Annotated in this window: 20 protein-coding genes and 8 pseudogenes; 17 read left to right on the plus strand and 11 right to left on the minus strand. The window is 67.9% G+C overall.

Annotation, left to right across the window (positions count from 1 at the left end; genetic code table 11):
- Positions 1-25: 25 nt before the first annotated feature.
- Positions 26-2,185: an SUKH-4 family immunity protein gene (locus ABD932_RS28310; protein ID WP_345016674.1), complete on the minus strand. Its 2,160-nt coding sequence runs from the start codon at positions 2,183-2,185 to the stop codon at positions 26-28.
- A 203-nt stretch (positions 2,186-2,388) separates the two neighbouring features.
- Here ABD932_RS28310 and ABD932_RS28315 point away from each other — a divergent pair.
- Both ABD932_RS28315 and ABD932_RS28320 read left to right on the plus strand, forming a co-directional pair.
- Positions 2,389-2,805, plus strand: a pseudogene (locus ABD932_RS28315) (transposase); the annotation flags it as partial.
- Positions 2,805-3,169, plus strand: a pseudogene (locus tag ABD932_RS28320) (SDR family NAD(P)-dependent oxidoreductase); the annotation flags it as partial. The pseudogenes ABD932_RS28315 and ABD932_RS28320, both read left to right, overlap by 1 nt.
- 39 nt (positions 3,170-3,208) lie before the next feature.
- Here ABD932_RS28320 and ABD932_RS28325 read toward each other — a convergent pair.
- A complete protein-coding gene (locus tag ABD932_RS28325) occupies positions 3,209-3,955 on the minus strand; it encodes a phosphotransferase family protein (RefSeq protein ID WP_345016676.1) in 747 nt (248 codons plus the stop codon).
- Between the two features lie 262 nt (positions 3,956-4,217).
- On the opposite strand from ABD932_RS28325, the pseudogene ABD932_RS28330 reads away from it, so the two are divergent.
- A pseudogene (locus tag ABD932_RS28330) lies at positions 4,218-4,744 on the plus strand (ATP-binding protein).
- A 71-nt stretch (positions 4,745-4,815) separates the two neighbouring features.
- Positions 4,816-4,914 (plus strand): annotated as a pseudogene (locus ABD932_RS28335) (Ku protein); the annotation flags it as partial.
- A gap of 42 nt (positions 4,915-4,956) precedes the next feature.
- Here the strand turns inward: ABD932_RS28335 and ABD932_RS28340 are convergent.
- Positions 4,957-5,622 (minus strand): nitroreductase, encoded by a 666-nt coding sequence (locus ABD932_RS28340; protein WP_345016678.1) that lies wholly within the window; start codon positions 5,620-5,622, stop codon positions 4,957-4,959.
- A gap of 436 nt (positions 5,623-6,058) precedes the next feature.
- Positions 6,059-6,973: an SDR family NAD(P)-dependent oxidoreductase gene (locus ABD932_RS28345; protein ID WP_345016680.1), complete on the minus strand. Its 915-nt coding sequence runs from the start codon at positions 6,971-6,973 to the stop codon at positions 6,059-6,061.
- 148 nt (positions 6,974-7,121) lie between these two features.
- Here ABD932_RS28345 and ABD932_RS28350 point away from each other — a divergent pair, with 148 nt between their 5' ends.
- The 5 genes and pseudogenes from ABD932_RS28350 to ABD932_RS28370 all read left to right on the plus strand — a co-directional run bounded on the left by ABD932_RS28350 (position 7,122) and on the right by ABD932_RS28370 (position 10,523).
- Positions 7,122-7,988, plus strand: a complete 867-nt coding sequence (locus ABD932_RS28350) for a helix-turn-helix transcriptional regulator (protein WP_345016682.1) — start codon at positions 7,122-7,124, stop codon at positions 7,986-7,988.
- Positions 7,989-8,289: 301 nt separating this feature from the next.
- Positions 8,290-9,060 (plus strand): class I SAM-dependent methyltransferase, encoded by a 771-nt coding sequence (locus ABD932_RS28355; protein ID WP_345016684.1) that lies wholly within the window; start codon positions 8,290-8,292, stop codon positions 9,058-9,060.
- A 236-nt stretch (positions 9,061-9,296) separates the two neighbouring features.
- A pseudogene (locus ABD932_RS28360) lies at positions 9,297-9,518 on the plus strand (transposase); the annotation flags it as partial.
- Between the two features lie 211 nt (positions 9,519-9,729).
- Positions 9,730-9,879: pseudogene (locus tag ABD932_RS28365) on the plus strand (IS5 family transposase); the annotation flags it as partial.
- 206 nt (positions 9,880-10,085) lie between these two features.
- Positions 10,086-10,523, plus strand: coding sequence for an HflX-like GTP-binding protein (locus ABD932_RS28370; protein ID WP_345016686.1), 438 nt, complete (start codon positions 10,086-10,088; stop codon positions 10,521-10,523).
- An 80-nt stretch (positions 10,524-10,603) separates the two neighbouring features.
- On the opposite strand, the gene ABD932_RS28375 is transcribed toward ABD932_RS28370, so the two are convergent.
- Positions 10,604-10,798 (minus strand): Imm51 family immunity protein, encoded by a 195-nt coding sequence (locus tag ABD932_RS28375; protein WP_345016688.1) that lies wholly within the window; start codon positions 10,796-10,798, stop codon positions 10,604-10,606.
- 35 nt (positions 10,799-10,833) lie between these two features.
- Between ABD932_RS28375 and ABD932_RS28380 the strand changes: the two are divergent.
- The 4 genes and pseudogenes from ABD932_RS28380 to ABD932_RS28395 form a co-directional block, all read left to right on the plus strand.
- Positions 10,834-11,339 (plus strand): annotated as a pseudogene (locus tag ABD932_RS28380) (transposase family protein); the annotation flags it as partial.
- Positions 11,340-11,437: 98 nt separating this feature from the next.
- The gene (locus ABD932_RS28385; RefSeq protein WP_345016690.1) at positions 11,438-12,436 is read left to right on the plus strand and encodes an RNA polymerase subunit sigma-70; all 999 of its coding nucleotides are present in this window, start codon (positions 11,438-11,440) and stop codon (positions 12,434-12,436) included.
- 5 nt (positions 12,437-12,441) lie between these two features.
- Positions 12,442-12,735 (plus strand): hypothetical protein, encoded by a 294-nt coding sequence (locus ABD932_RS28390; protein WP_345016692.1) that lies wholly within the window; start codon positions 12,442-12,444, stop codon positions 12,733-12,735.
- Entirely contained in the window at positions 12,732-13,187 is a 456-nt protein-coding gene (locus ABD932_RS28395) for a DUF6069 family protein (RefSeq protein ID WP_345016694.1), read from the plus strand. Before ABD932_RS28390 ends, ABD932_RS28395 begins: the two co-directional genes overlap by 4 nt.
- A gap of 457 nt (positions 13,188-13,644) precedes the next feature.
- Here the strand turns inward: ABD932_RS28395 and ABD932_RS28400 are convergent, their stop codons facing one another.
- Entirely contained in the window at positions 13,645-14,379 is a 735-nt protein-coding gene (locus ABD932_RS28400) for a DsbA family protein (protein ID WP_345016696.1), read from the minus strand.
- A 584-nt stretch (positions 14,380-14,963) separates the two neighbouring features.
- Between ABD932_RS28400 and ABD932_RS28405 the strand changes: the two genes are divergently transcribed.
- Entirely contained in the window at positions 14,964-15,398 is a 435-nt protein-coding gene (locus ABD932_RS28405) for a VOC family protein (RefSeq protein ID WP_345016699.1), read from the plus strand.
- A gap of 77 nt (positions 15,399-15,475) precedes the next feature.
- Here the strand turns inward: ABD932_RS28405 and ABD932_RS28410 are convergent.
- Positions 15,476-16,251 (minus strand): annotated as a pseudogene (locus tag ABD932_RS28410) (transposase).
- 113 nt (positions 16,252-16,364) lie between these two features.
- Positions 16,365-16,646, minus strand: a complete 282-nt coding sequence (locus tag ABD932_RS28415) for a winged helix-turn-helix transcriptional regulator (RefSeq protein WP_228472827.1) — start codon at positions 16,644-16,646, stop codon at positions 16,365-16,367.
- Positions 16,647-16,872: 226 nt separating this feature from the next.
- On the opposite strand from ABD932_RS28415, the gene ABD932_RS28420 reads away from it, so the two are divergent.
- The gene (locus ABD932_RS28420; RefSeq protein ID WP_345016703.1) at positions 16,873-17,763 is read left to right on the plus strand and encodes an NAD(P)-dependent oxidoreductase; all 891 of its coding nucleotides are present in this window, start codon (positions 16,873-16,875) and stop codon (positions 17,761-17,763) included.
- A gap of 428 nt (positions 17,764-18,191) precedes the next feature.
- Here ABD932_RS28420 and ABD932_RS28425 read toward each other — a convergent pair whose 3' ends face one another.
- The gene (locus ABD932_RS28425; RefSeq protein ID WP_345016705.1) at positions 18,192-18,416 is read right to left on the minus strand and encodes a transposase; all 225 of its coding nucleotides are present in this window, start codon (positions 18,414-18,416) and stop codon (positions 18,192-18,194) included.
- Positions 18,417-18,510: 94 nt separating this feature from the next.
- Between ABD932_RS28425 and ABD932_RS28430 the strand changes: the two genes are divergently transcribed.
- Positions 18,511-18,825, plus strand: a complete 315-nt coding sequence (locus tag ABD932_RS28430) for a DUF6980 family protein (protein WP_345016707.1) — start codon at positions 18,511-18,513, stop codon at positions 18,823-18,825.
- Between the two features lie 180 nt (positions 18,826-19,005).
- On the plus strand, positions 19,006-19,383 hold the full coding sequence (locus ABD932_RS28435; protein ID WP_345016710.1) for a methyltransferase domain-containing protein: 378 nt from the start codon (positions 19,006-19,008) through the stop codon (positions 19,381-19,383).
- 390 nt (positions 19,384-19,773) lie between these two features.
- Here ABD932_RS28435 and ABD932_RS28440 read toward each other — a convergent pair whose 3' ends face one another.
- Positions 19,774-21,450, minus strand: coding sequence for a serine/threonine-protein kinase (locus tag ABD932_RS28440; protein ID WP_345016712.1), 1,677 nt, complete (start codon positions 21,448-21,450; stop codon positions 19,774-19,776).
- Positions 21,451-21,593: 143 nt separating this feature from the next.
- A partial coding sequence (locus ABD932_RS28445) for a transposase family protein (RefSeq protein ID WP_345016714.1) occupies positions 21,594-21,921 on the minus strand: 328 nt, incomplete at its 5' end.

The following is a 21,921-nucleotide window of genomic DNA, read 5'->3' on the forward strand; positions in this document are numbered from 1 at the left end:
GTCGCCGAGCAGCCGGCCCGGTCCCTCAGACCTGGTCGTCGAAGTTGTAGTCCTCGAAGACCCTTTGCCAGCCCTGTGTCCGGAAGGCCTGGGGGTCGATCCGGTTCAGCCAGTGACGTACATCCGTTTCCGTGTCCTCGACCGACCAGTCGGAGGCGAACCACCAGTAGTAGAGGCGGATCATGGCGACGAATTGACCGAGACTGCTTCCGGCCGGCGCGTCGTCGATCCCCGACGCACCGTCCTGCAGAACGCTCCCGTCGCGGCCGTCGAGGAGGAGTCGCGCACCTTGCCAGCTGCCTAGGGAGAAGTACGTGGACTCCGCCTGGGTCGGCTTGCCGACGGGCTCGGCAACGGGGCGCAGGCCCGTGTCCGCCAGGCCGGTGGTGTCGAGTTCGAGGAAGCCGGTGACACAGGGGAAGCCGACTGTGGAGAGGAATCCGCGCGCGCCGATGTCGGAGAGGGCGGCCGGCAGGGTCTCCTGCGGGAAACGGTTGACCGCCGCAGCTCCCCAGACGTCCGTCAGCCAATCGGACGTGGGGTTCAGGGCCACAGCCGGCAAGTCCGCCCGAGCGAGCTTCGTGCCGGTGCCTACCAGACTCTTGAGGAGGCGGCCTGGTGTGGTTTCGTGTCCGACGCTCTGATTGATCTCGACAACGCACACACCGTCGGTGGAGGCCAGAGCGATGAGACGGCCCGAGCGTACGCCTCGGCGGATGTACTCGGGCATGCGAGGCAGATCCACTTCGCCGCCGGCGGCTCCGGCGGGGCGCCATCCTTGAGGCCCCTGATCCGCCTGCGTCGTGCCGGACGCGTCCGTGGGCTCGTCGGGCTCGGGTCGGGGCGCGCCCGTGGCCAGGTCCCATGTACCGATGTGGTCGCGGCGGGTGCGGGCTGTGACCAGGTCGCCGGTCGGCGTGTGCACGATGTGGAGCGTCCGGACGACGGTGCGCCTGACCAGCGCGTCCGTGCTGAACACGCCGGCACCGACGCCTTCGGCCCAGAGCGTCCTCCAGGGCAGGGCCAGGGGCCCGGCCGTCGTCAGGAGCCGATCGGCGGCTGCTTCCTCCGTCGGCCCGGCCTGCATCAGGGTCAGGTGCAACAGCGCCAGCCACTCCCCCTGGGACGAAGGCCGAACACCACGGCGCGCAAGGTAATGGAGGCGGGCCGCGGCACTTCCCTGCGGGATGGGCAGTCCATGGAACGCGGCTTCGAACGCCTCGAAGAGCGACTCGTGGCCGACCGCGGCGACTGCAGCGGCGTCCTCGAGGAATGCGTCGAACCGGCCCGCTGCCGCCGCGTGGCCGGCCAGGGCGTGACCGGCGTACCAGTGCGTCGCCTCGGCGGCGTCTGCGGCCGACAGAGCGGTGAGTGCGCGCGCGTGACAGGACCTGGCCTCCTTGGCGGACATCTCCGTACGCAGTTGCCGGGCCACTGCCTCCTGCTTGAAGGCGACGTGGGGAGCGCCCGCCTCGTCGTCCGTCCGATGGATCCAGTTCCCGGCCGCCGCGTCGCTGAGCAGCGACTCGAGTCGGGACTGCGGGAGGTCTCGGCCGAGGGCCGAACAGAGCAGGGACCACACGGATATGGGAACGAGGCGATGCTCGGCTAACGCCAGCGCACGGAGGGCGGACGACAAGGCCGCATCGTCGTCCAGCTCCGCCGATGCGGGCATGCCCTCGAAGCCCCCCTGCAGCGTCAGATACCGTCCGCCCAACTCGGCGGCTCTGCCCGGAGCATCGTCGACTTCGATCAGCAAGCGCATCCGCAGCCCGCGCCGATGGTGCTCGATCAGCGCCCGTGCCACCTGATCGAGCACACGCTCCGGTTCGCGCGAGGTGCGCAACCGGCCCGCCCACTGCGTGTTCGCGAGTACGACCACGGGGTCGTCGCTGATGCGGCCGGCCACGGTGGCGAAGTTGCCCTTGAATGAGTCCGTGGCGGCGATGCCCAGGGCCGTCGCCACGTGCCGGGCCACCTCCTCCGCGGACCTGCCGGCGCAGTCGACGTGGGTCGCGGCCGGATGGCGGGCAACGACCTCGCGCAACAGCGCTGTTCTGCCGCTGCCCGCGCGCCCTCCGATCCACAGCCAGGCGCTGGTGTCGCGAGGCCGGTCGATCCACCGCAGCGCACGGTTCAGCGCGAGTTCTGCCGTGACCTCGTCCAGGTTCGGGGTGGTACTCATGCGTCGGGTCTTTCCTACCGTCAGGTCTTTTCTACGCAGGGCTTTTTGGCGTCGGCATGGCGTAAAACGTGAGGGTATCGGAGACCTTGTTCAAGTGATCCTGGAAATGCGCTTCCATGGCCTGTGCCGCATTGTTTGTGCCCTTGCGCGGATCGCTTTGGGGACCTTGCAGAAGGTTGTTGTGGCACGGCGGAAGCCGTGGGGAGGGATTGCGGGCGACGGACCGCCTGGACTTCTCCCCCCGTCAAGGTGGATGCCTCGCAAATGCAGGCCAAGCGGGAGCGAAGCAGCTCAAGAGTCCGTCCGAGCCCGGTTGAGCGCAGGCGGCTGCGCTCGAAGCCCCACGGGCTGACCGACGCGCATGGCATTGCGCTGCAGGTGCCGCACGCTGGCGGGCACCGCAACGACGGTCACGCGGCTTTCTACCATTGGTCGACGACGTGCCGCCGGTGCGGGGCAAGCGGGGCTGACCCCGGCGCAGGCCACGGGCGTTGTATGCCGATCGCGGGTACGACCGCGACAATTACCGCCGCCGTCTGCGCGGGCGGTGCATCGTCCCGAGGATCGCCCGGCGCGGTCAGCCGCACGGCTCGGGTCTTGGGCCGCCGTGGACAGCGGAGCCACCCTGCTGTTCACCCTGGAACTCCAGCGCCGCCTCACCGCCGCCGGCTCCCCCGTGCGTGCCATGGCTGCACACCCCGGATGGGCCAAGACCACCTGACCAGCAATGACCCCAGCCCGGTGCGCCGCTTCGCCGTGAACGCGGCATCCGCGTTCATCTCGCAGGACAGCACGGCAGGCGCGCCACCGACCCTGTACGCGGCGACGCAGGACCTGCCCCGCGCCAGCTACGTCGGCCCTGACGGCAACGGCGAGCGCACCGGCGCCCCCACGCCCATCGTTCTCGACAGGACGGCCAGCGACCCGGAATCCGCCCGCCGCCTGTGGACCCTTTCCGAGGAACTGACCGGCGTCACGTTCCCCGACCGACTGGAGCACTCACAGCAGTCGGCGCCGGCAGCCTCACAGCCGGGATCTCAGCACGTCGACCTCACAACCCGGCGCGAACGGGTCGAAGCCGTGCTCGCTCAGCCAGCGAACCACCAGCAGGCTTCGCAATGACCACCACGCGTGGATCACGTCGAGGTCGACGTCGGTGCCATAGCCGGCGACGACGTCGTCGAGGTGCTCCTCGTGTCCGAGCGTGAAGGTGGCGAGGTCGTACAGGGCATCACCCTGGCCGGCCTCGGACCAGTCGATGATGCCGGTGATCTCGTCGCCGTCGACGAAGACGTGCGCGATCTGCAGGTCGCCGTGTGTGAACGCCGGAGTCCACGGCCGGAGCGCGGCCTCGGCGACCTGGCGGTTGCGGGTGACCAGGTCAGCGGGCAGGACACCGTTCGTCACGAGCAACTCGCACTCCTCGTCGAGTTCCGCCGCCAGCGCGACGATGCTCCTGCCGGCCCGGCCCGGCAGGGGCGGCAGCGGCGCGTCGTGCAGCTTCCGGATGGCGGCGCCCGCCGCGGCCCACGCCGCCGGCGACCCGGTCGACGGCCCGCCGAGGCGCCCAAGCGTCGTCCCCGGGACCGCGGCGATCGCAAACACGGGCGGCTTGCGCCACAGGACCTCCGGGGTCGGGACCGGCGCCAAGGCCATCGCCTCGACCTCGACGTCGATGCGCGCCTGATCGGCATCCACCTTCAGGAAGACATCGCCGACGCGCAGGGTCGCGCGCTCGGAATGGGCGACGACGACCTTGACCTCATCCATGGGCGACCAGTATCCCGGGGATGACCGTCGCCGTCGCGGGTTTATCGCGTGCGATTACGCGGCTGCCCACGTCCCGCTACCCGACGACCTAATGCGCGACACCGACCGGTGCTATGCGTGCGTCCTTCTCGAAGGTCGGTGCGACTCTTGGAGACAGGTGACACCTGATCTTGGTGGTTGGCACCACCCTGGGAACGCCGAAGCCGTACCGGATTTCTGCTGTGCCCGTTCTCGCGGCCGCACAGCGCTAGCATCGGGTCCCGTGATCGTATGGCTCAACGGCACCCACGGCGCGGGCAAGACGACGACCGGTGCAGTCCTGCAGCAACTGATCCCGGATTCACGGGTGTTCGACGCCGAGAAGGTCGGCGAGGTGCTCATGGACATCACGCCCTGGCTGCCTGGGCCCGGGGCGGACAACTTCCAGCACTGGCCGCCGTGGCGGCCGCTCGTCGTCGAGACCGCCCGCCGCGTACTCGAGTACACCGGCGGCACCCTGGTAATGCCCATGACGGTCCTGGTCGAGCAGTACTGGCGCGAGATCAGCACAGGTCTTGCCCAACATGCCATTCCGGTACGGCACTTTCTTCTCCACGCCGACCAGGACACCCTCCGCGGGCGTATCGAGGGGACACGCTTCTTGGCCCCTCCCCGTTCCGCCTCAAATACCTCGAGCTCTACGCCGAGGCGGCCCGCACGTGGCTGCACGACGAGGCCGAGGTCGTCGACACCACACACCTCACGCCCGACCAGGCCGCCCTGCAGATCGCAGAGGCCGTCAAGAGCTGAAGTCCAACCGACACGCGAATCAGGCGCAGGTGGGCGGCCAACCCGTACAAGCTCCGCGTCCAGGCCCTGGGACTTCGTCGAAGGTCGCGATCGCCAAGTACGCCTGGTCAGGGCGTGAACGGCTGGGCCTACCGCGGGTGAACGACGTGATCGTGCTGCACGCCATGCGCTGTGCACCAGGGCATGTCCTGTCGATCTTGACCGCCCAACGGTCACACTTCGATGAAGCTGACTGTTTCTGTCATGTCCGCCCGCCCGGTACGCAGCCGTGGCACGCCCTCTTTCTCGAATCCCACCGAGACGCCGCAGAACAGCACGAGCCCCTCATCAGCTCCGACTGTCTGGCTGACAGTCCTGCGATACATGGTCCACATGACCTGGGGGCAACTGTGCAACCCTTCCGCCCTCAACAACAGCATGACCGTCTGCAAGTACATCCCCGCGTCAGCCCACTGTCCGGGCCCCATCGTCCGGTCGACGTAGCAGAACAGGACGACCGGCGCCCCGAACGCCTCCGAGTTCAAGGCGGCGATCTTCTTGGGCCTGTCGGGGTCGTCGCGCTCGATTCCCAGGGCTTTGTACCGCTGGGCGGCCGCGGCGGAAAAACGGTCCAGATACGGCGAGGTCAGTTCGGCCGGGTACATCGGATACTCCCGGTCATCACCCGGGTCTCCCGCCAGTGCCCTGGCCGTCGCGCGCCTCTTCAGTTCGGCCAAGGGCTCGCCGGTCACGACATACACATGCCACGGCTGGAGGTTCCCGCTCGACGGAGCCCGCGTCGCTGCGGTCAGCACTCGTTCGAGTATCTCTTTGGATACCGGCTCATCGCTGAACGCCCGCACAGCCCTGCGACTGTCCACTGCCTCATACACATCCACGTCTTCGCGTCCTCTCGCTCGGCCGGGCCCCTCTACCGTATTCAGCGGTCAGTGCCACGGACCGCCAGGCCCTGGGCAACGCCCTGACGATCAGTCCAGCCGTTGGTGGGACTGTGGGAGACAGAGGTGACCTGACGGACGCTCAGTGGGAGCGGCTCGGCCGCTCCTGCCGGTGAGTAACGGGCGTTGCGGCAGGTGGAGGGATCACCGGTGGCCCAGCACCTCCGCCAGGCAGGTGAGCTGCGGCAGTTCCGGATCCGGGCAGGTGGAATCGATGTCTGCGCTGTCGCGCCGCAGGACACCGATCAGTGAGGATGACACGCGTACGCGACCCCTGTTCATGATCAAAGGCTTCGACAACCTTGCTCATCAGGAGTCGCGTTCACTGCTTCCGGTCGGGCCATTCGGTCGCTCAGAGCGCATCCGTCCTGGCTGCTCACGCCGCGGTGAACCGTTCGGCGACATCCCAGAGTTCGCCTTCGCGCCGTGGGTCGTAGGACTCCTCCGACGAGCGGTCCACACGGTTGCGGTCGACGTAGGAGCCGGTCGGCGCCTGGAGCGTGCCGAGGACGACGTCAGCGAGGTAGCGGCCCGCGGCGGTGCGGCTGGTGGCGAACGGGGTGAGGGTCATCAGCGGCAGGATGCGCCGCATCGCGAACCGCGAGACGGGGTCGGCGTTGCGGGCGAGGCCGGTGCCGGGGACGAAGCCCGGGTTGTAGGCGACGGCGTCGATCCCGGCCGGCAGGCGGCGCGCGTACTCGTGCACGAGGTAGATGGCGGCCAGCTTGCTCGTCGAGTACGCGGTGCGCCCGGCAGCCGTGGTGTCCGGCTTGGGGAAGGCGCCGGTGCGGGCCAGGACGTCCGGGGACTTCCAGGCCGGGCCGGGCACCATGCCCAGGTTGTGCTTGAAGTCACCGAAGTGGGTGTCGCTGGCGGTGATCACGATCCGGGCGGGAGGGGCGAATCGGTCCTGGAGCAGACGGACGAACAGATGGTTGGCGAGCACGTTGATCGTGAAGGTGGACTCGAACCCGTCGGGTCCCTCGGTGAGCGCGTTCGCGTACTGCATGCCCGCGTTGCCCACGAAGCCGCGCAGCGGCGGCAGGTCACCGCGATCGAGCCGGTCACGGATCTCGGTGGCGGCCGAGCGGACACTGTCCAGCGAGCCGAGGTCCGCCGAGACGTGCGAGACCGTGTGCCCGCCCGTAGCGAGTTCCGCAGCGAGCTGTGCGCCGGAGGATCCGCGGGCGACGACGAGGAGGTGCACGTCCGGCGACCGGCGCAGGATGCGCTCTGCGGCGACGCGGCCGATCCCGCGGCTCGCGCCCGTCATCACGATGGTGTGCTTCATGGAAGGCTCCTTCACTGGTCAGCCGATGGCACCCCGGCTGTGCGCAGCCCCACGTTCGCCGCTCGCGCCACCGCCAACCAGTGCCGTCCCCGTCACTAGGACTGGCAGTACCCAGGCTCATCCTGGGCCGCGCGGCGAGAATGAACCCATGGCTTCCTCCCGCTCCGCTTTCGGCGCTTTCGTGCGCGCCTGGCGAGACCGCCTCGCTCCGGCCGACGCCGGCTTCGCCATGACGGACGGCCGCCGGGCCCCGGGACTGCGCCGCGAGGAGCTCGCACAACTGGCCGGGCTGTCCGTCGACTACGTGCTGCGCCTGGAACAGGGACGCGCGAAGAACCCCTCGGCCCAGGTCGTCGGCGCCCTCGCACGGGCCCTTCAGCTCTCCCGCGCCGAGCGCGACCAGCTGTACCGAAGCGCCGGGCTCCTGCCGCCGCAGGACGGGACGGTCAGCACCCATGTGCCCGCGGGCATCCAACGGCTCGCCGCGCGTCTGGGCGACGTCCCGATCGGCGTGTTCAGCGCAGACTGGACCCTGGTGTGGTGGAACACCATGTGGAGCGCCGTGTTCGGCGACGCCGCCGTCGTCGCGCCCGCCGAACGCAACCTCGCCCGTGCGCTGTTCGGCAACGGCGTCGCACACGCCTCCATGCTGCCCGTCCAGTCCGAGCGCGGACCAGACGTCTTCGAGGCGTCGATCGTGGCCGACCTCAAGGACGCGGTGTCCCGCTATCCCGGGGACGCCCAGCTCGATCGCCTCGTGCAGGAACTGCGAGGCGCGTCCGACGCCTTCGCTCATCACTGGGCCACGCAGACGACCGCAGCCCAACACACCACCGACCGCAAGACGATCCGGCATCCGGAGATCGGCGACATCCAGCTCGACTGCGACGTCCTCATCGTCCCCGGCGCCGACCTGCGCATGGTTACCTACACGGCAGCGACCGGAAGCAGCGACGCGGGGAAACTGGACCTTCTTCGCGTCACCGGTGGCCATACCGCCATCGCCCTCCCCTGACCGGCGACTGCTGGGCGCCACCAAATCGACCGGGGCGAACCTCACCGCTGCCGCCAACCACTATCGGTCACGGCCCAAGCACACGCACGACCTGCTTCATCTCGCAGCTCGAGAATGCATCAGCCCTGGTGTAAGGGTCTGTTCCTGAACCTGACAACGGGCGATGTAGTGAGGAGTACCGCACTGCCGCCGCACACAGCTCGTGGGCTTGATCTTCGTGCCAGTGGGTTGTGCCCGGCGGAGATGCGGGAGGCACATAATTCCGTTGCTGAAGCAGCGGTATCTTCGATCGAATGCGTCCATGACTGCTCATGAGGGCCGCCGTGTGAACCATGTGGAGCAGAACCGACGCTATTGGGATGACGAGGCGGCTGCGTGGCACGGGCCGCTCGCCCGCGATCATTGGTCGCAGATGGAACCGCGCTGGGGATTGTGGGCCACTCCTGAATCGCAGGTCTCCGTGCTTCCCGACGGCTTGGCCGGGATGCCCACCATTGAGCTGGGGTGCGGTACTGGCTACGTTTCCGCTTGGCTGGCCAGAGCAGGGGCCCACCCGGTCGGGATCGACCTCTCGGAGAAGCAGCTCGCCACTGCTCGCGCGATGCAGACAGAGTTCGGCATCGACTTCCCGCTCGTCTTGGGCAAGGCTGAGGCGGTGCCCTACGACGACAACACGTTCGGCCTGGCGATCAGCGAGTACGGCGCCTCGTTGTGGTGCGACCCCTACCAGTGGATCCCGGAGGCGGCCCGGCTTCTCGTACCTGGCGGCCGGCTGGTGTTCATGCGCTACTCACCGCTGTACGCACTGTGTGTACCACCCGAGGGTCCGGCATCCACTGCCCTGTTCCGCTCGCAATTTGGCCTGACCCAGCTGGACTGGGGGAATCACGTGCAGTTCGTCTTGCCGCATGGCGAGATGCTTCGTCTGCTTCGGTCCTGCGGTTTCGTAGTCGAAGACCTGATTGAAATTCAGGCACCTCAGGGCGGACACCGGGACTACGCAGAAGTTTCCGCCGACTGGGCCCGGCAATGGCCCAGCGAGGAGATCTGGAAGGCTCGGCTGGCAGGCTGAGTGACCATGGAGTCCCCTGAGAGCGTGGGCTCTGGCCACGTCTTCGGTGCGGTCCGGGCCAAGGGGCCGACTGTGCTGGCTTTCAACGGATTGAGTCGGCTCCGCTTCTCCAACCCGAGCCGGCCAGATCCGGCCCCAGAGAGTGATCGGGTGCTGGCGTTCTCCGGCTTGGTATGCCCCCGAGTTCCGACTAGGGCCTGTTTCAGAAGTGGATCAAGGTTTGTCGTGATCCACTCGTGGGACGTGGAGATCTGACGGGCGAGCAATGGGCCAGGCTGGAGCCGCTGTTACCGGTAGGCAAGAAGCCGGGTCGGCCTCCGGTCTGGTCGAAGCGGCAGCTGATCAACGGCGTACGGTGGCGGACGCGGACCGGTGCGCCCTGGCGTGACGTCCCTGCCCGCTACGGCGAGTGGGAGACCGTCTACGGACTCTTCCGGCGCTGGCAGCGCGACGGCACCTGGAGCCGGATCCTCACCCAGCTGCAGGCCGAGGCTGACGCGAAAGGCCTGATCATCTGGGACGTGAGCGTGGATTCCACGGTCGCGCAGCGCATCAGCATGCTGCTGGTGCCCGCAAAAGGGGGATCTGCAGCGGGACAAACCAGGCGGAGTCACAGACGACACCGCCGACCACGGGCTCGGACGCTCACGCGGTGGACTGACCACGAAGGTGCACCTCGCGGTCGAGCACGGACAGAAGCCGCTGTCCTTCCTGGTCACCGCCGGTCAGCGGCACGACAGCCCCCAGTTCCAGCCCGTCCTGGAGCGCATCCGAGTGCCCCGCATGGGCGTCGGCAGGCCGCGCTGCCGACCGGACCGGGTGCGGGCCGACAGAGCCTACGGGTCCCGAACCAACCGCGACTACCTGCGCAACGCGGGATCCGCTGCACGATTCCGCTCGCCGTCCGCTATGAGGCCACCGTCACGATCGCCGTCATCAACGAGTGGCTCTGATCTGGCTCGCCAGGCGCGGTCACAGAGAAACCCGGTATCGCTGCAGGAAGTCAGGCATTTAGCCTATGGCGCATGCATCAGCCCCGAAGGCGCGACCGGCGCCTGGCTCGTCGCGTGCCGTCGGAGCCGGTCCAGCGCCGGGCGTTCCGACTTCCGGCCGTGGGCGCCGATGTGGTTCTGGTTGGCTACTTCTCTGCGAAGCAGAAGGACTTCGAAACGGTCATGGCGTCGGCCGCCACAGACCTGGCAGCGCGCGGCGCCCGGGTCGTCGCGCAGATCGTGCAACGACGAGGCGTCTCGGACGGCGGGGTCCAGAAGATGGGCCTGCCCTACTCCTCGCGGACTCTGCTGACCTACGGGAAAGTCCGCGAAGTGGCTCACGCATGTGACCAGACCAACGCTGACGCAGTGATCTTCGTTGCCTCCTTGACCGAGCGCCAGCAGCGCACGCTGACAGACATGCTTGGCCGCCCCGCTGTGAGTCTCTCCGACATCTTCACTGCCGACTGACAGCTCACTCGAGGCGTGCTTTTGAAGCACGCCCTAGCGATGGCCCCTTCGACGTCGCCTTCAACCAGCCCTGGGTCGGGTCAAACGGGGAGGAACTTCCGGTCGGCGTTGAGGATGTGATCTTCCAGGAGAGCTCGGTTGTGGAAGGCAGCGTGCAGGACGCTGCCCAGCCGCTGCAGGGCCCCACGGTCGTCGCTGCTGACGACGAATGTGCCGGCCTCGGAGGAGAAGTGGAGGCGGTCGGTGATTTCCGGCGTGCGGGACCGGGCAAGCAAGTCGGCGAGTGCCTCCCAGCCGTGCCCATCGCCCTCGGATCCGGCTGCTGGCCTACGTCATCTTCGACGGCACGCTGATCCCGATCGACCGCGTGCACGATCAGAAGCCGTACTACTCCGGAAAGCACCGACGGCACGAAATGAACGTGCAGGTAATCGCGGATTCGGCCGGACGCCTCGTCTGGGCGTCGGCGGCACTTCCCGGCTCGGCACACGACCTGACTGGTGCGCGAACCCATGGCATCGTCGCCGCGTTCACCAACGCTGACGTGATGACCTTCGCGGACAAGGCGTATCAAGGCGCAGGCGGTTCCGTGCGTAACCCGTTCAAGCGGCGCTCCTGCCGGCCGAAGCTGTCGCGCCGGCAGAAGGCCGTGAACAAGGCCCACGCCCGGATCCGCTGCCGCGGCGAACGCGCCATCGCCACCCGCAAGACCTGGAAATCCTGACCAAGCTGCGCTGCAGCCACTCCCGGACGACCGCAATGGTGCAGGCCATCCTCGTTCTCCACCACGGCGAAAACCCGGCCTACCAAGGATGAGAAGCGCTCAGCCATGCCGAACCGGCCATGGTGATGAGTTTTCGCGCCCGCACCCGTCACACCTACGACGGGACACGACGAAGCGGAAGGATGACGTGATGAGTGCGGACACGCGGCTGAAGGAGCTGGGCGTGAGCGATCTGGGCGAGGTCGACGAGTCGGCGTTCTCGGGGCTGGCGGAGCGGCACCGGCGGGAGCTGCATGTGCACTGCTACCGCATGCTCGGGTCGTTCGAGGACGCCGAGGACACCGTGCAGGAGACGTTCCTCCGCGCCTGGCGGCGTCGGGAGACCTTCGAGGGGCGGTCGACGTTCCGGGCCTGGCTGTACGGGATCGCCACCAACGCCTGCCTGGACCTGCTCGCCAAACGCCGCCCGGAGCCTGCGACCGGCGGCGAGGTGCTGTGGCTGCAGCCCTACCCGGACCGGCTGCTCGACGAGCTGCCCGCGGGCGACGCGGACGAGCCGGAGACCGTCGCCGTCGCGCGGGAGACGATCGAGCTGGCGTACCTGGTCGCAGTCCAGCACCTCGCGCCGCGCCCGCGGGCCGTGCTGATCCTGCGGGACGTGCTCGGCTGGCCGGCGAAGAACGTCGCGGAGTTCCTCGGGGACTCCGTCAATTCCGTGAACAGCGCGCTGCAGAGAGCCCGCGCCGGCATGCGGGAGCACCTGCCCGCCGAGCGGCAGGACTGGACCGGCGGCGAACAGGACGCCGGGACGCGCGAGCTGGTACGCCGCTACACCGACGCCAGCGTGGCCACGGACGTCCCGGCGCTCGCCTCGATGCTGCGGGACGACGTCCGCTGCTCGATGCCGCCCACGCCAGGCCTGTACGTCGGCCGCGACACGGTGGTGAAGTACTGGGTCGAGAGCGGCTTCGAGGGCATGAAGGGCCTGCGCGCCCTCCTCACCTCCGTGAACCGGCAGCCCGCCGTCGCCTTCTACCACTGGCGGAAGCCGGAGAGCGCGTACCTGCCGCTGACGATCGACGTCCTGCGCCTCACCGGCGGGGCGATCACCGAGATCGTCACGTTTCACGACGACCAGTTCCCGCGGCTCGGGCTGCCGGAGCGCCTGCCGGCGGACGGCTCGGAGTAGTCCCGGTGCGGACGCTCACGCTGCGCGGTGGCGCGCGTGTCGCGGTGGTCGCGGCGGAGTGGTACGACGCGTTCGGCGTCGTCACCCGCGGGCGGGTGCAGCTGGAACTGCGCGACGGAGAGCCCGGGCCGGTCCTGGGACGCGATGCGGGGTTCTGGCTCCGCGGCACCGGCGTCCGCGCCCTGCGGAACCCCGGCCGTCGCACGGCGAGGGTGCGCATCGTCACCCCCAGGGCCAGGACCGTCACATGCAGGCAACACCCCGTACGCCCGTTGCCGAATGATGGAGGAACGACATGAACAGCATGAATGACACCGGGGTCGTCCCAGGCCCGGCATCGGGCCGGACCAGCCACACCCACCGACTCCGCAGGCTCGCCGGCACCGGCTTCATTGCCACGCTCGCGGCGATGGTGGCCACCACCCTCGCCGCTGCGCTTGCCCAGGCCGGTGGCGTCGACTTCGAGGTCCCCGATGGTGGCGAGACGATCCCGTTGTCCGGGTTCGCCGTGGTGACCGGCTTCTTCTCGGTCGTGGGCATCGTCATTGCCGTCGCTCTTCTTCGTTGGAGCGCTCGCCCCGCCGAGCGATTCGTGTGGACGGCAGTGTTGCTAACCGCGATCTCGTTGGTCCCGCCCCTCCTCTCCGGGGCAAACACCGCCACCACCACCGCCCTCCTCGGGCTTCACCTTGTCCCTGCGACGGTGATGATCCCCACCCTGGCGCGGAGCCTCCGCACCCGGACCGATTGACGATCCCGCAACGGGACAATGCGCGGCGCAAGGGCATGCTCGAGCGCACTAACTCACGTGGCCCCCGGTGCTGCCACCCTCCACTCCAGGTTCCTTTTCTCGGTCAATTCGGAAGCAGAGTCGCGTGTGCGAAGAGGCACAGGGCACCTTGCTGGATGAAGACGAAACGCCACCCGCTTCTGTCGGGGCGCACCGGTACCCCGGTGGCGTTTCACCCTGGCCGACCCCGCCGTCGCGCGCCTCCCACGTGCACTCGGCTAACCGGTGGGCAGTGCAACTCTTTTCCCCTGGCCCCCGGCCACTGGCACTCATGCGCTGACATCGCCGGCGAGGCGTCAGTCGGGTCCAGAACGGGCCGTACATGAAACCCTACGGCGCGGCACTGACACAGGGTGGGGCTCGTCGTGACGGTGGCGTCAGCACGCTCTCGGGGTCGGCTACGCAATGCCGACGGGGGTTACAGAGTGGTGTCCTCCCACTCTCCGGGCTGGTCGTAGATCCGCTGCAGCAATTCGGCGAAGGCATCGCCCTCCAGGAGGATGGCGCCGTACTGCAGCGGGATCCGCTTGTCGTTGATCACCGCGGTGGGTGTGCCGGGGCCTTCGGGTTCCTTTGTTCCCCCGGCCTTCTCGTAGGCCTTCTGGGAGGCGGTAACAAAGGCGCGGTACTTCATGGATCTCACGGCCGCGTCGAACTTCGGGCTGCGCAGACCCTTGACCTTGCCGGCCAGTTGAAGCAGGTAGGCGTCGGTGTAGCCGTCGACGCTCTCCTCGGGCTGGTTGGCGTAAAGCACCTCGTGGTACTCCACGAACTTGTCTTCCTCCAGCGCGGCGCGCAGCGCGTTGACGGCCTTCTTCGACCCGGTGCCGCCGACCCGGTCGTCCAGGAAGGAGGCGAGGGTGTACTCGGCTCTGGCCCAACGGTCCAGCATCGCCTTCCGCAGTTGCGGACCGCCGCCGCCGATGGTCTCGAACTCCTCGCAGTACGGACAGCGGGGATCCTCATACAGGTGCACCTTCACCGGCGCTTCGGGGTCGCCGACCGAGATGGTGATGCCGTCCGCGCCGAGCCTTTCAGGCAGCTCCCCAGCGCTCGCGAAATCAGCCTCGTGCTCCGCCGCTCGCTGCCCGCACCCCGCCACCACCAGCACTACGGCCGCGCACACCACAGCCCACCGGCCCCCACGCACCATGCGTCATCCCCTCCCCTGAGAACAGCGCGACCTTAGATCATCTGTACGAAAAGCGCACCATCAAAAGCCCTTCACCCGGCTCGCCCGCAGGTTCTCTGTTGACGCAGTCTCCCCAGGTGGGCGCCTCCCACAGGCTTTGGCGGCCGGCGCGCCGCCCTGTCTCTGGGGGGCTTTGCGCCGCGCCCCCTCTGGTCGGCCGAACGACCGAGCCGAGGGAGTGGGGGCAGTCCTCGCCGAATGTCCTACGGATCGTTGAGGACACCCCCTGAGTTGTTCAGGCTCTCCGGGGCGCGGGCGCAGCGAGGGTCGGCACACGCAGTTCCAGCAGTGCTTAAGGGCTGCCCCCTAACTGATCTTTGGCATGAGGATGGTGCGGCTCAGGGTCAGCAGGCTTCCGTCGAGTAACGCGGCGAGAGCCGTAGCCGCGGTCTGGTCCGGAACGGCGGGCAACGCCTTGGAGGCATCGACATCGGTTCCTCCCTGTGACCGCACGCCACCGCAGCGGCCAGCAGTGGCTGTCCTCCCGACAACATGCGTATTCACGCCGGGAGATGAGCAACAAAGCGCCCTGCTATGGTGCGCCGATGTCATCGATCAAGCAGTTCCAAGTCACCTTCGACTGCGCAGAACCTGCGCGCCTCGCCGGCTTTTGGTGCGAGGTGTTGGGGTACGTCGTACCGCCAATCCCGAAGGGGTTTGCCACTTGGGAGGACTACCATCACTCGCTGCCGCCTGAGGATCAGGTCACCTACTTCGCGTGCAGCGATCCCTCGGGTACAGGCCCGCGCCTGCTCTTCCAGCGCGTTCCCGAAGGGAAGATCGTCAAGAATCGGGTGCATCTCGACGTGCGGGCCGGCACCGGACTCGTGGGTGAAGAGCGCCTCGCCACACTGGAGGCCGAATGCGCACGACTGGTCGCGCTCGGTGCGGTACACGTGCGAACGCTGCTTGCGGATGACGACAACGAGTCGTGCATCGTGATGCAGGACATCGAGGGCAACGAGTTCTGTCTCGACTGAGCATTCTCCTCGACGGCGAGACTGGGGGGCCGTCTCCCTCGGGCTTCTCTTCAAGGCGGTCTCGTGTGGGACGGGAGTCATCCCGTGAAGGCAAGGTTGTGAAGTCGGGCGATGCCGAGCATCGCGGTGTGAATGCCCTCGCCCTTCAGGCGGCAGTCACGAAGGATCTTCAAGGTCTTCACCCGCGCGAAGACGTGCTCTACGCGAGCCCGGACCTTGCGGTGGGACGTGTTGTGCTCCTCCTTCGATGCAGGCAGTTCGGTCTGGCCGCGTTCGCTGCGGTGCGGGATGACCAGGCTGGTGCCCCGGTAGCCGCCGTCCGCGATGACCGTGGTCCGTCCGACGGCGGCCTTCGCACCGGATAGTTCCCACGCCTTGCAGTCGTTGCGGTTGCCGTCGGCCGGCCGGCCGCCCGACGGCGACGACGAGTCGGGGGTCGGCGTCGATGACGACCTGGTGGTTGGTCGAGTAGCCGTAGTTCTTCGACTGCTTGGCCACCGTGTGATCCCGCGTGGGGACCAGGGTGCCGTCGACGATCAGCACGGTGTCCTTGCGGAACCGCTTGCGTGGCTGGAGCTCGCGAGCATCGGCCCCGTTGTGGTTAATGGCACGGTTCGCCGCGGACTTCGAAATGCCGAATACCGGGGCCAGTTGGCGCAGTGGCAGGTTGGTGCGCCAATTTGTGGTCATGAGTTGCACTCGGTCTTCCAGAGGAAATTCCACACCGCTCCCGCACGGGCGCAGTCGCGTTCTCGCGGAGCACTGCAGCCACCAGACGAGTGAAGAGCCGTGGGCTGAGTCCTGTGAACGGGGCTGTCCAGGACGTCGCTGATGCTGTGATCACACCTGCCACGATCGGGATCGTGACACATCAAGATCGGTCGTGGGGCGCCTTCTGAGGACCGGACAGTAGGCCAAGAGGCCGAGGCGTCGCGGCCGCCTTCTCTGCGCTTTCGTGTGCCAGGCTCACGGGAGGGCTTCGAGACGCTCTATGTGGTCCTCACCCCACTGGCCGAGTGGGGTGAGAGCGGCAAGGAGCGAGTGACCGAACTCGGTCAGTGAGTACTCCACCTTCGGTGGCACCTGGTCATGGACCTCACGGTGCACCAGGCCACTGGCCTCCAGCTCCCGAAGTTGCAGGATCAGCATCCGCTCACTGATGCCCACCACCGTCCGGCGCAACTCGCCGAAGCGCAGTGGCCCCTCGCCGAGCCAGAACAGGATCAATCCCTTCCATTTTCCTCCCATGACGTCGATGGCAGCGTCCAGGCCGCAGGTATAGCTCCGCTTCCGCACCAGCACTCCCCCTAACAAAACTGTGGGTACCCGACAGAATTGTAGGTACTTGTAGAAATGTTGGCGCCATCGCAGCATGGATCAGGCGTCGCACCGAAAGGGCAGCAACTTCGTGCGATACCGGCTACTCGACCCGTTTCACGCTTCAGATGCATCGGCATCAGGCAGGAGCAAACGTATGACCGGGCACCATCGCACTCCCGTGACCGTCATAGGGCTGGGCTCGATGGGCAGCGCATTAGCTGAAGCATTCATTGACGCCGGACACCGGACCACCGTCTGGAACAGGACACCATCGAAGGCCGAACTACTCGTGTCCAAGGGCGCCGTTCACGCGCAGACTGTGGACGAGGCAGTCGCGGCGAGTCCGCTGATCATCGCCTGCCTGACCACGTACGAGAACACCATCGAGGCCCTGGAACCGGGCGTTGCCACGCTCAAGGGGCGGGCCCTTGTGAGCCTGAACAGCGGTTCGCCAGCCGGTGCCCGTCAGATGGCCGAATGGACGCTCGGGCACGGCGCGCGTTACCTCGACGGGGCGATCAAGAACGTGCCGTCCGCCGTCGGAGCTGAGGACACTCTCCTGTATTACGGCGGCGACAACACCGTCTTCGACGAGTTCGCGTCGACGCTGCGGGTGTTGGGCGGCGACACCGTCTACCTCGGTACCGATGCCGATCTCGCTGCCCTGTACGAGATGGCGGTGGGCGGCACCCTGCTGCCCGCGCTCGTCGGCTTCTTCCAGGGCGCGGCAGCAGTGCAGGCGCGTGGCATTGAGGTGGCCTCAATGGTGCGGTTCAGCATCAAATGGTTCGAGATGATCAACTCGGTGCTGCCGGTCTTCGCTGAGGAGATTGACCGCGGCGACTACAGCAGGCCCGCGTCCTCGGTAAATCTGTTCCTGGCTGGAGCCGCCCATGACGAGGAACTCGGCAAGGAGGCAAACCTCGACATGGAGTGGCACAAACCCTTCCATGACTTGCTGAAGCGAGCCGTCGAGGCCGGCTACGGCGACCACAGCATCTCCGCCCTGACAGAGATACTCAAGAACCCGGCGCCGAACGCATGACCTGCTACCCGCACACAGCTTAGGCACGGTTCATCCGGCCGTTCGCCGAGTGGAGCGTAGTGCGCAAAGCACGTCACCGCGCGGCCCAGGCCCCCCCGGGGCAGCCTTTGGTGATCGCAACGACATCCGCGTCGCCATCGAGTTCCTGGCCTGGCTCGATGCCCAAGATCTCGATCTGGGCGCTCGGCAGCCTCTGGCTAAGGTGCGGGCCTACTGCCGCGCAGCGCTGGCCTCTCCCCCAGCCCATGAGCCGACCGGGCTCCCCGGCCAGGCGCCCGGCGCACAGGAGCCTCTCTTCGACGTCGGCGTGTAACGAACATCGGCCACGGGCCCCGCCCCCTTCTCCACGCACCGGCGGCGGGCTGGTGGGCCCGGCAGACGGTGGAGTCGATGCTGAGACCCCAGGTGATCAGGTCCTTCGCGTCGGCTCATGCCTGCGGGGCCGTGAAGATCCGCCAGGTGCCGTCCCGCTGCCAGCGGCGGAACAGGTCGTACACCCGACCCCACGGACCGTCGTTCTCTGCGGGTATGTCCCGCCACGGGATACCAGTGCGGACCCGGAACCGTATGCCGCCGATCGGCTGCCGTCGGCTCCAACCGGTGTCCGGCCTGGCTTCCTGGCCTTCGGAAACAGCACCTCCAGCACCACCCACTGTGCCTCCGTCAGATTTCCACCTGCCACCGGGTGACCATCACAAGCCATGATGTACTGCTGGACATGGTGCCGATCAATGAAGAGTCGAGGTCATGACCAACCACTGCTGCGAGGCGCTGGCCAGCCGCGTAAACGTGCGCTGCGACCAGCACGACACCCTCTTCGCCTGCCCGGACGCACTGGTTGGCTTCAGCCCCAAATTCCAGGAATACGGGCTGATCATCCATGACGGCGGCACCTCGAGCATCACGATCGACTTCTGTCCCTGGTGCGGTCAACGCCTCCCCGAGTCGCAGCGGGACCGGTGGTTTGACGAGCTGGAACGCCGCGGGATCGATCCATGGGATGACGAGGTCCCTGCCGAGTTCCAGGACGAACGCTGGCTCGCCTCTCTGCGCCAGGAGTAGCGAACCGGCAGCACCTCGGGCACTTCTGAAAGCGCCCCAGCTTGATCTTTAACCTGTGCGCCGTGGGCGAGGGGTGTTGACGCCTTCTTCTTCCGTTTCGGAGTGTCCGTGTTGCGGACCGTGTGGAGGATGTGGCACGGGGTGGGGCGAGCTTCTGGCGGCCGCCGCGGTCCTGGGCTGATGAACAGCTGCTGCCCGCCGCCCGTCGAGGCCCGCGCCAACTGGCACGGGGCCCGGCCCGCAGCGCATCTGGCAGCTCATCACCAGCCCGCACAGGTCGTCGCGGTCGACGCCTCACCAGCCCAGTGCGCAATGGCCACCGACCTGTACGGCCACCTCGCATCCCGCCTCCACATCGCGTCCTGCGACGCCGTATCCCACCTGCAGACGATGACCCATGCATACGACGTGCTCTACAGCGCGTTCGACGCCGCCGACTTCACCGGCTCGCGCGAACTGCGGCCGACGGCTGCCGCCGCGCTGCGACCGGGCGGGCGGCTGGTGTTCTCCACCCTCGCCCACCACCTGACCGGCTCCCCCGCCCAGCCGGCGTCGTGACTGCCGATATCCCAGCGAAAACGCCCACCGGCGAAGCGGCGACCATGCGTCGCTGTGTGCTGCAGGAGCATGTGTGAACCGAGCTGCTCGGCGAGGCCGGGTTCGTCCACATCACCACCGAAGTGCTGCCCGCCGCCACCCTTGAGCCCCGCGCGGCCGACACTCTACTGGTGGACGCGCACCGCCCGTCCTGACCACTGGACGCCGCCCGGGCAGTACGCGTACGTGCACAAGGTGGGCGAGACCACCGATGGTCAACAGGCCAGCCAAGAACAACAAGCCAGACACGGCCAACAGAGGCTCATTCTGTCCGGGCACTGGAGACCGTAAATCGATCCAGGCGAAGAACTCGCACCTACGAGGAGCCCACTGGGCGCGCGGCTCGCGTCCTCAGCGCACCAATGGCTCGGACGCGGTGAAGCGCTCGAAACCCGCGTGGAAGGCCGTGCCCTGCGGGTCGGTCGCGCTGTAGTGGAAGGCGGCCACTCCGCAGCCCCGCTCGTCGAAAGCGGCTCCGGTGTACGTGGCGACCCGGGTGCCGTCGACGGCGAGCTCCACCTTGATCCGGCCCTCGCCGGCCGCGGAACAGTTCATCGACATCTCGACCTGCTGCTGACTGTCCACCTTCAGGCCCACGTCCGCGAGGTCGACCTCGACAACGCGGTCATGCTGGAAAGTTCCCTCGAACCGGAACTCGCGCACGATCAGGGCCTCCTGGCCCGTGGTCAGGTAGGTCGCCCAGCGGGAACCCTTCCGGTAGTCCCCTGAGCCGTTGCACCAGAGTCCGACCCCGCCCTCGCCCCCGTACCAGGCCGTCTGGGTGCTCAGCCGTACCGCGAACGAGGACGGCTCGAAGGGCGCCTGCGGCCACACCTCCAGCTGGGTCCTGGGACTCACCAGCATGGTTCCGCCCTTGTGCGTGATCTTCCCCAGGGTCGGATCCTTGTGCGACCAGTCGCCCGAGTCGGTCAAATCATCGGTATAGGAGAGGGGTTGGGAGATCGCGGAGCCCTTGGTTCTTCCGGACGACGCGGACGAGGACGCGGAGGCCGAGCCATGGGCCTGCGGGCCTCCTCGCGTCGGCGATCCGCCCGAGGTGGTGCTGAGCACGATGGCAAGCAGCACTGCCACCGCGGCACTACCGGCCGCGAACCCCCACAGCCGCAGCTGCTTGACGCCCGTACCGGGGCTGGCGCCGGCGCTCCCGCGTCCTGCCGGTTGCGGTGGCTGCGGCTGCGGCTGCGGCGTACGCGACTCTGTCTGCGCCCTCTCCGTCGCCTCCACGGCGCCCGCAAGCCGGGTGACGAGCTGGGCAGCGGTGGGACGTTCCGCCGGCTCCTTGCGCAGACAGTCGGCGATGACCGAGCGGACCGGCTCCGGCACCGCCGAGAGATCCGCATCGCGCTCGCACACGGCGACGAGCACTTCGTAATCGCTCTCCCCGTCGAAGGGATGCCGACCCGTCGCGGCGAAGTACAGCGTGCCACCGAGGGAGAACACATCGGAGGCGCCGCTGACCCGGAGCGACTGGACCTGCTCGGGCGACATGTACGCGGGCGAGCCGAGCACACTGCCGGGTGTGGTGAGCGCCGACTCGAGCAATCGGTCGTCACGGGCGATACCGAAGTCGATGATCCGCGGTCCGTCCGGGGAAAGCAGGATGTTGGACGGCTTGATGTCCCGGTGCACGACACTCACCCGGTGCACCTGTGCCAACGCGTGTGCGACCGCCAGCGCCACGGACTGGAGCCGCCCGGAGGTCAGCGGGCCGTTGGCGGCCACATGCTGGTGGATCGTGGGACCCGGGACGAACTCGCTGACGATGTACGGATGTCGCCCGGACAGATCGGCGTCAAGGACCCGCGCGGTGGCCAACTCACCGACCCGGCTCGCCGCGCCGAACTCCCGGCGTACACGAGCGAGCGCGACCTCGTCGTACTCCTTGCCCGGCAGCAGGAACTTCACCACGACCTGCCGCCCCGCCCTGTCCCGGGCGAGCCACACCACACCTTGCCCGCCCCGGCCGAGCTCGCGCTCGCAGACGTACCCGCCCACCGACAACTGCATCCGCGGATCCATGCCCCCGCCCCCCAGCCCCGCCCCCGGCTCACGGCCGCCCTCCAGCGTATCGGCTCCCCGGGCCGCGGCAGGCCTCTTGGCCGGGTCTTCTGCAGGCAGGAGTCTTACAACGGCTCACACAGTGAGCTCTTTCAGCGTTGGCGCTCCAGGGTGAGGACGGCGGCGGCGATTGACGTCATTCGATTCGGGCTGCACCGGGCTCTGCGGAAGATGCGCCATGACTTCAGGCGTGCGATGCCGCGCTCGACCGGTGCCCGTGCCGCAGACAGCGCACGGTTAACGGTCTGTTGGGTGGGTGTGAGGTCACGGCCCGGCGGGCGTCTGAGGGCTGTCGTCACCCATGGGCCGGCTCCCATATAGGCGCGGTCGGCGAGCACCGGGATGCCCTGGCGCTCGCAGATCCGGATGATCCGGTGGGTGCGGGCCGCGGTGAGGTCGTGCGCACGGCCGGGCAGTGCG

It is taken from the genome of Streptomyces shaanxiensis (assembly GCF_039537145.1).
In the GTDB taxonomy this organism is placed as follows: Bacteria; Actinomycetota; Actinomycetes; order Streptomycetales; family Streptomycetaceae; genus Streptomyces; species Streptomyces shaanxiensis.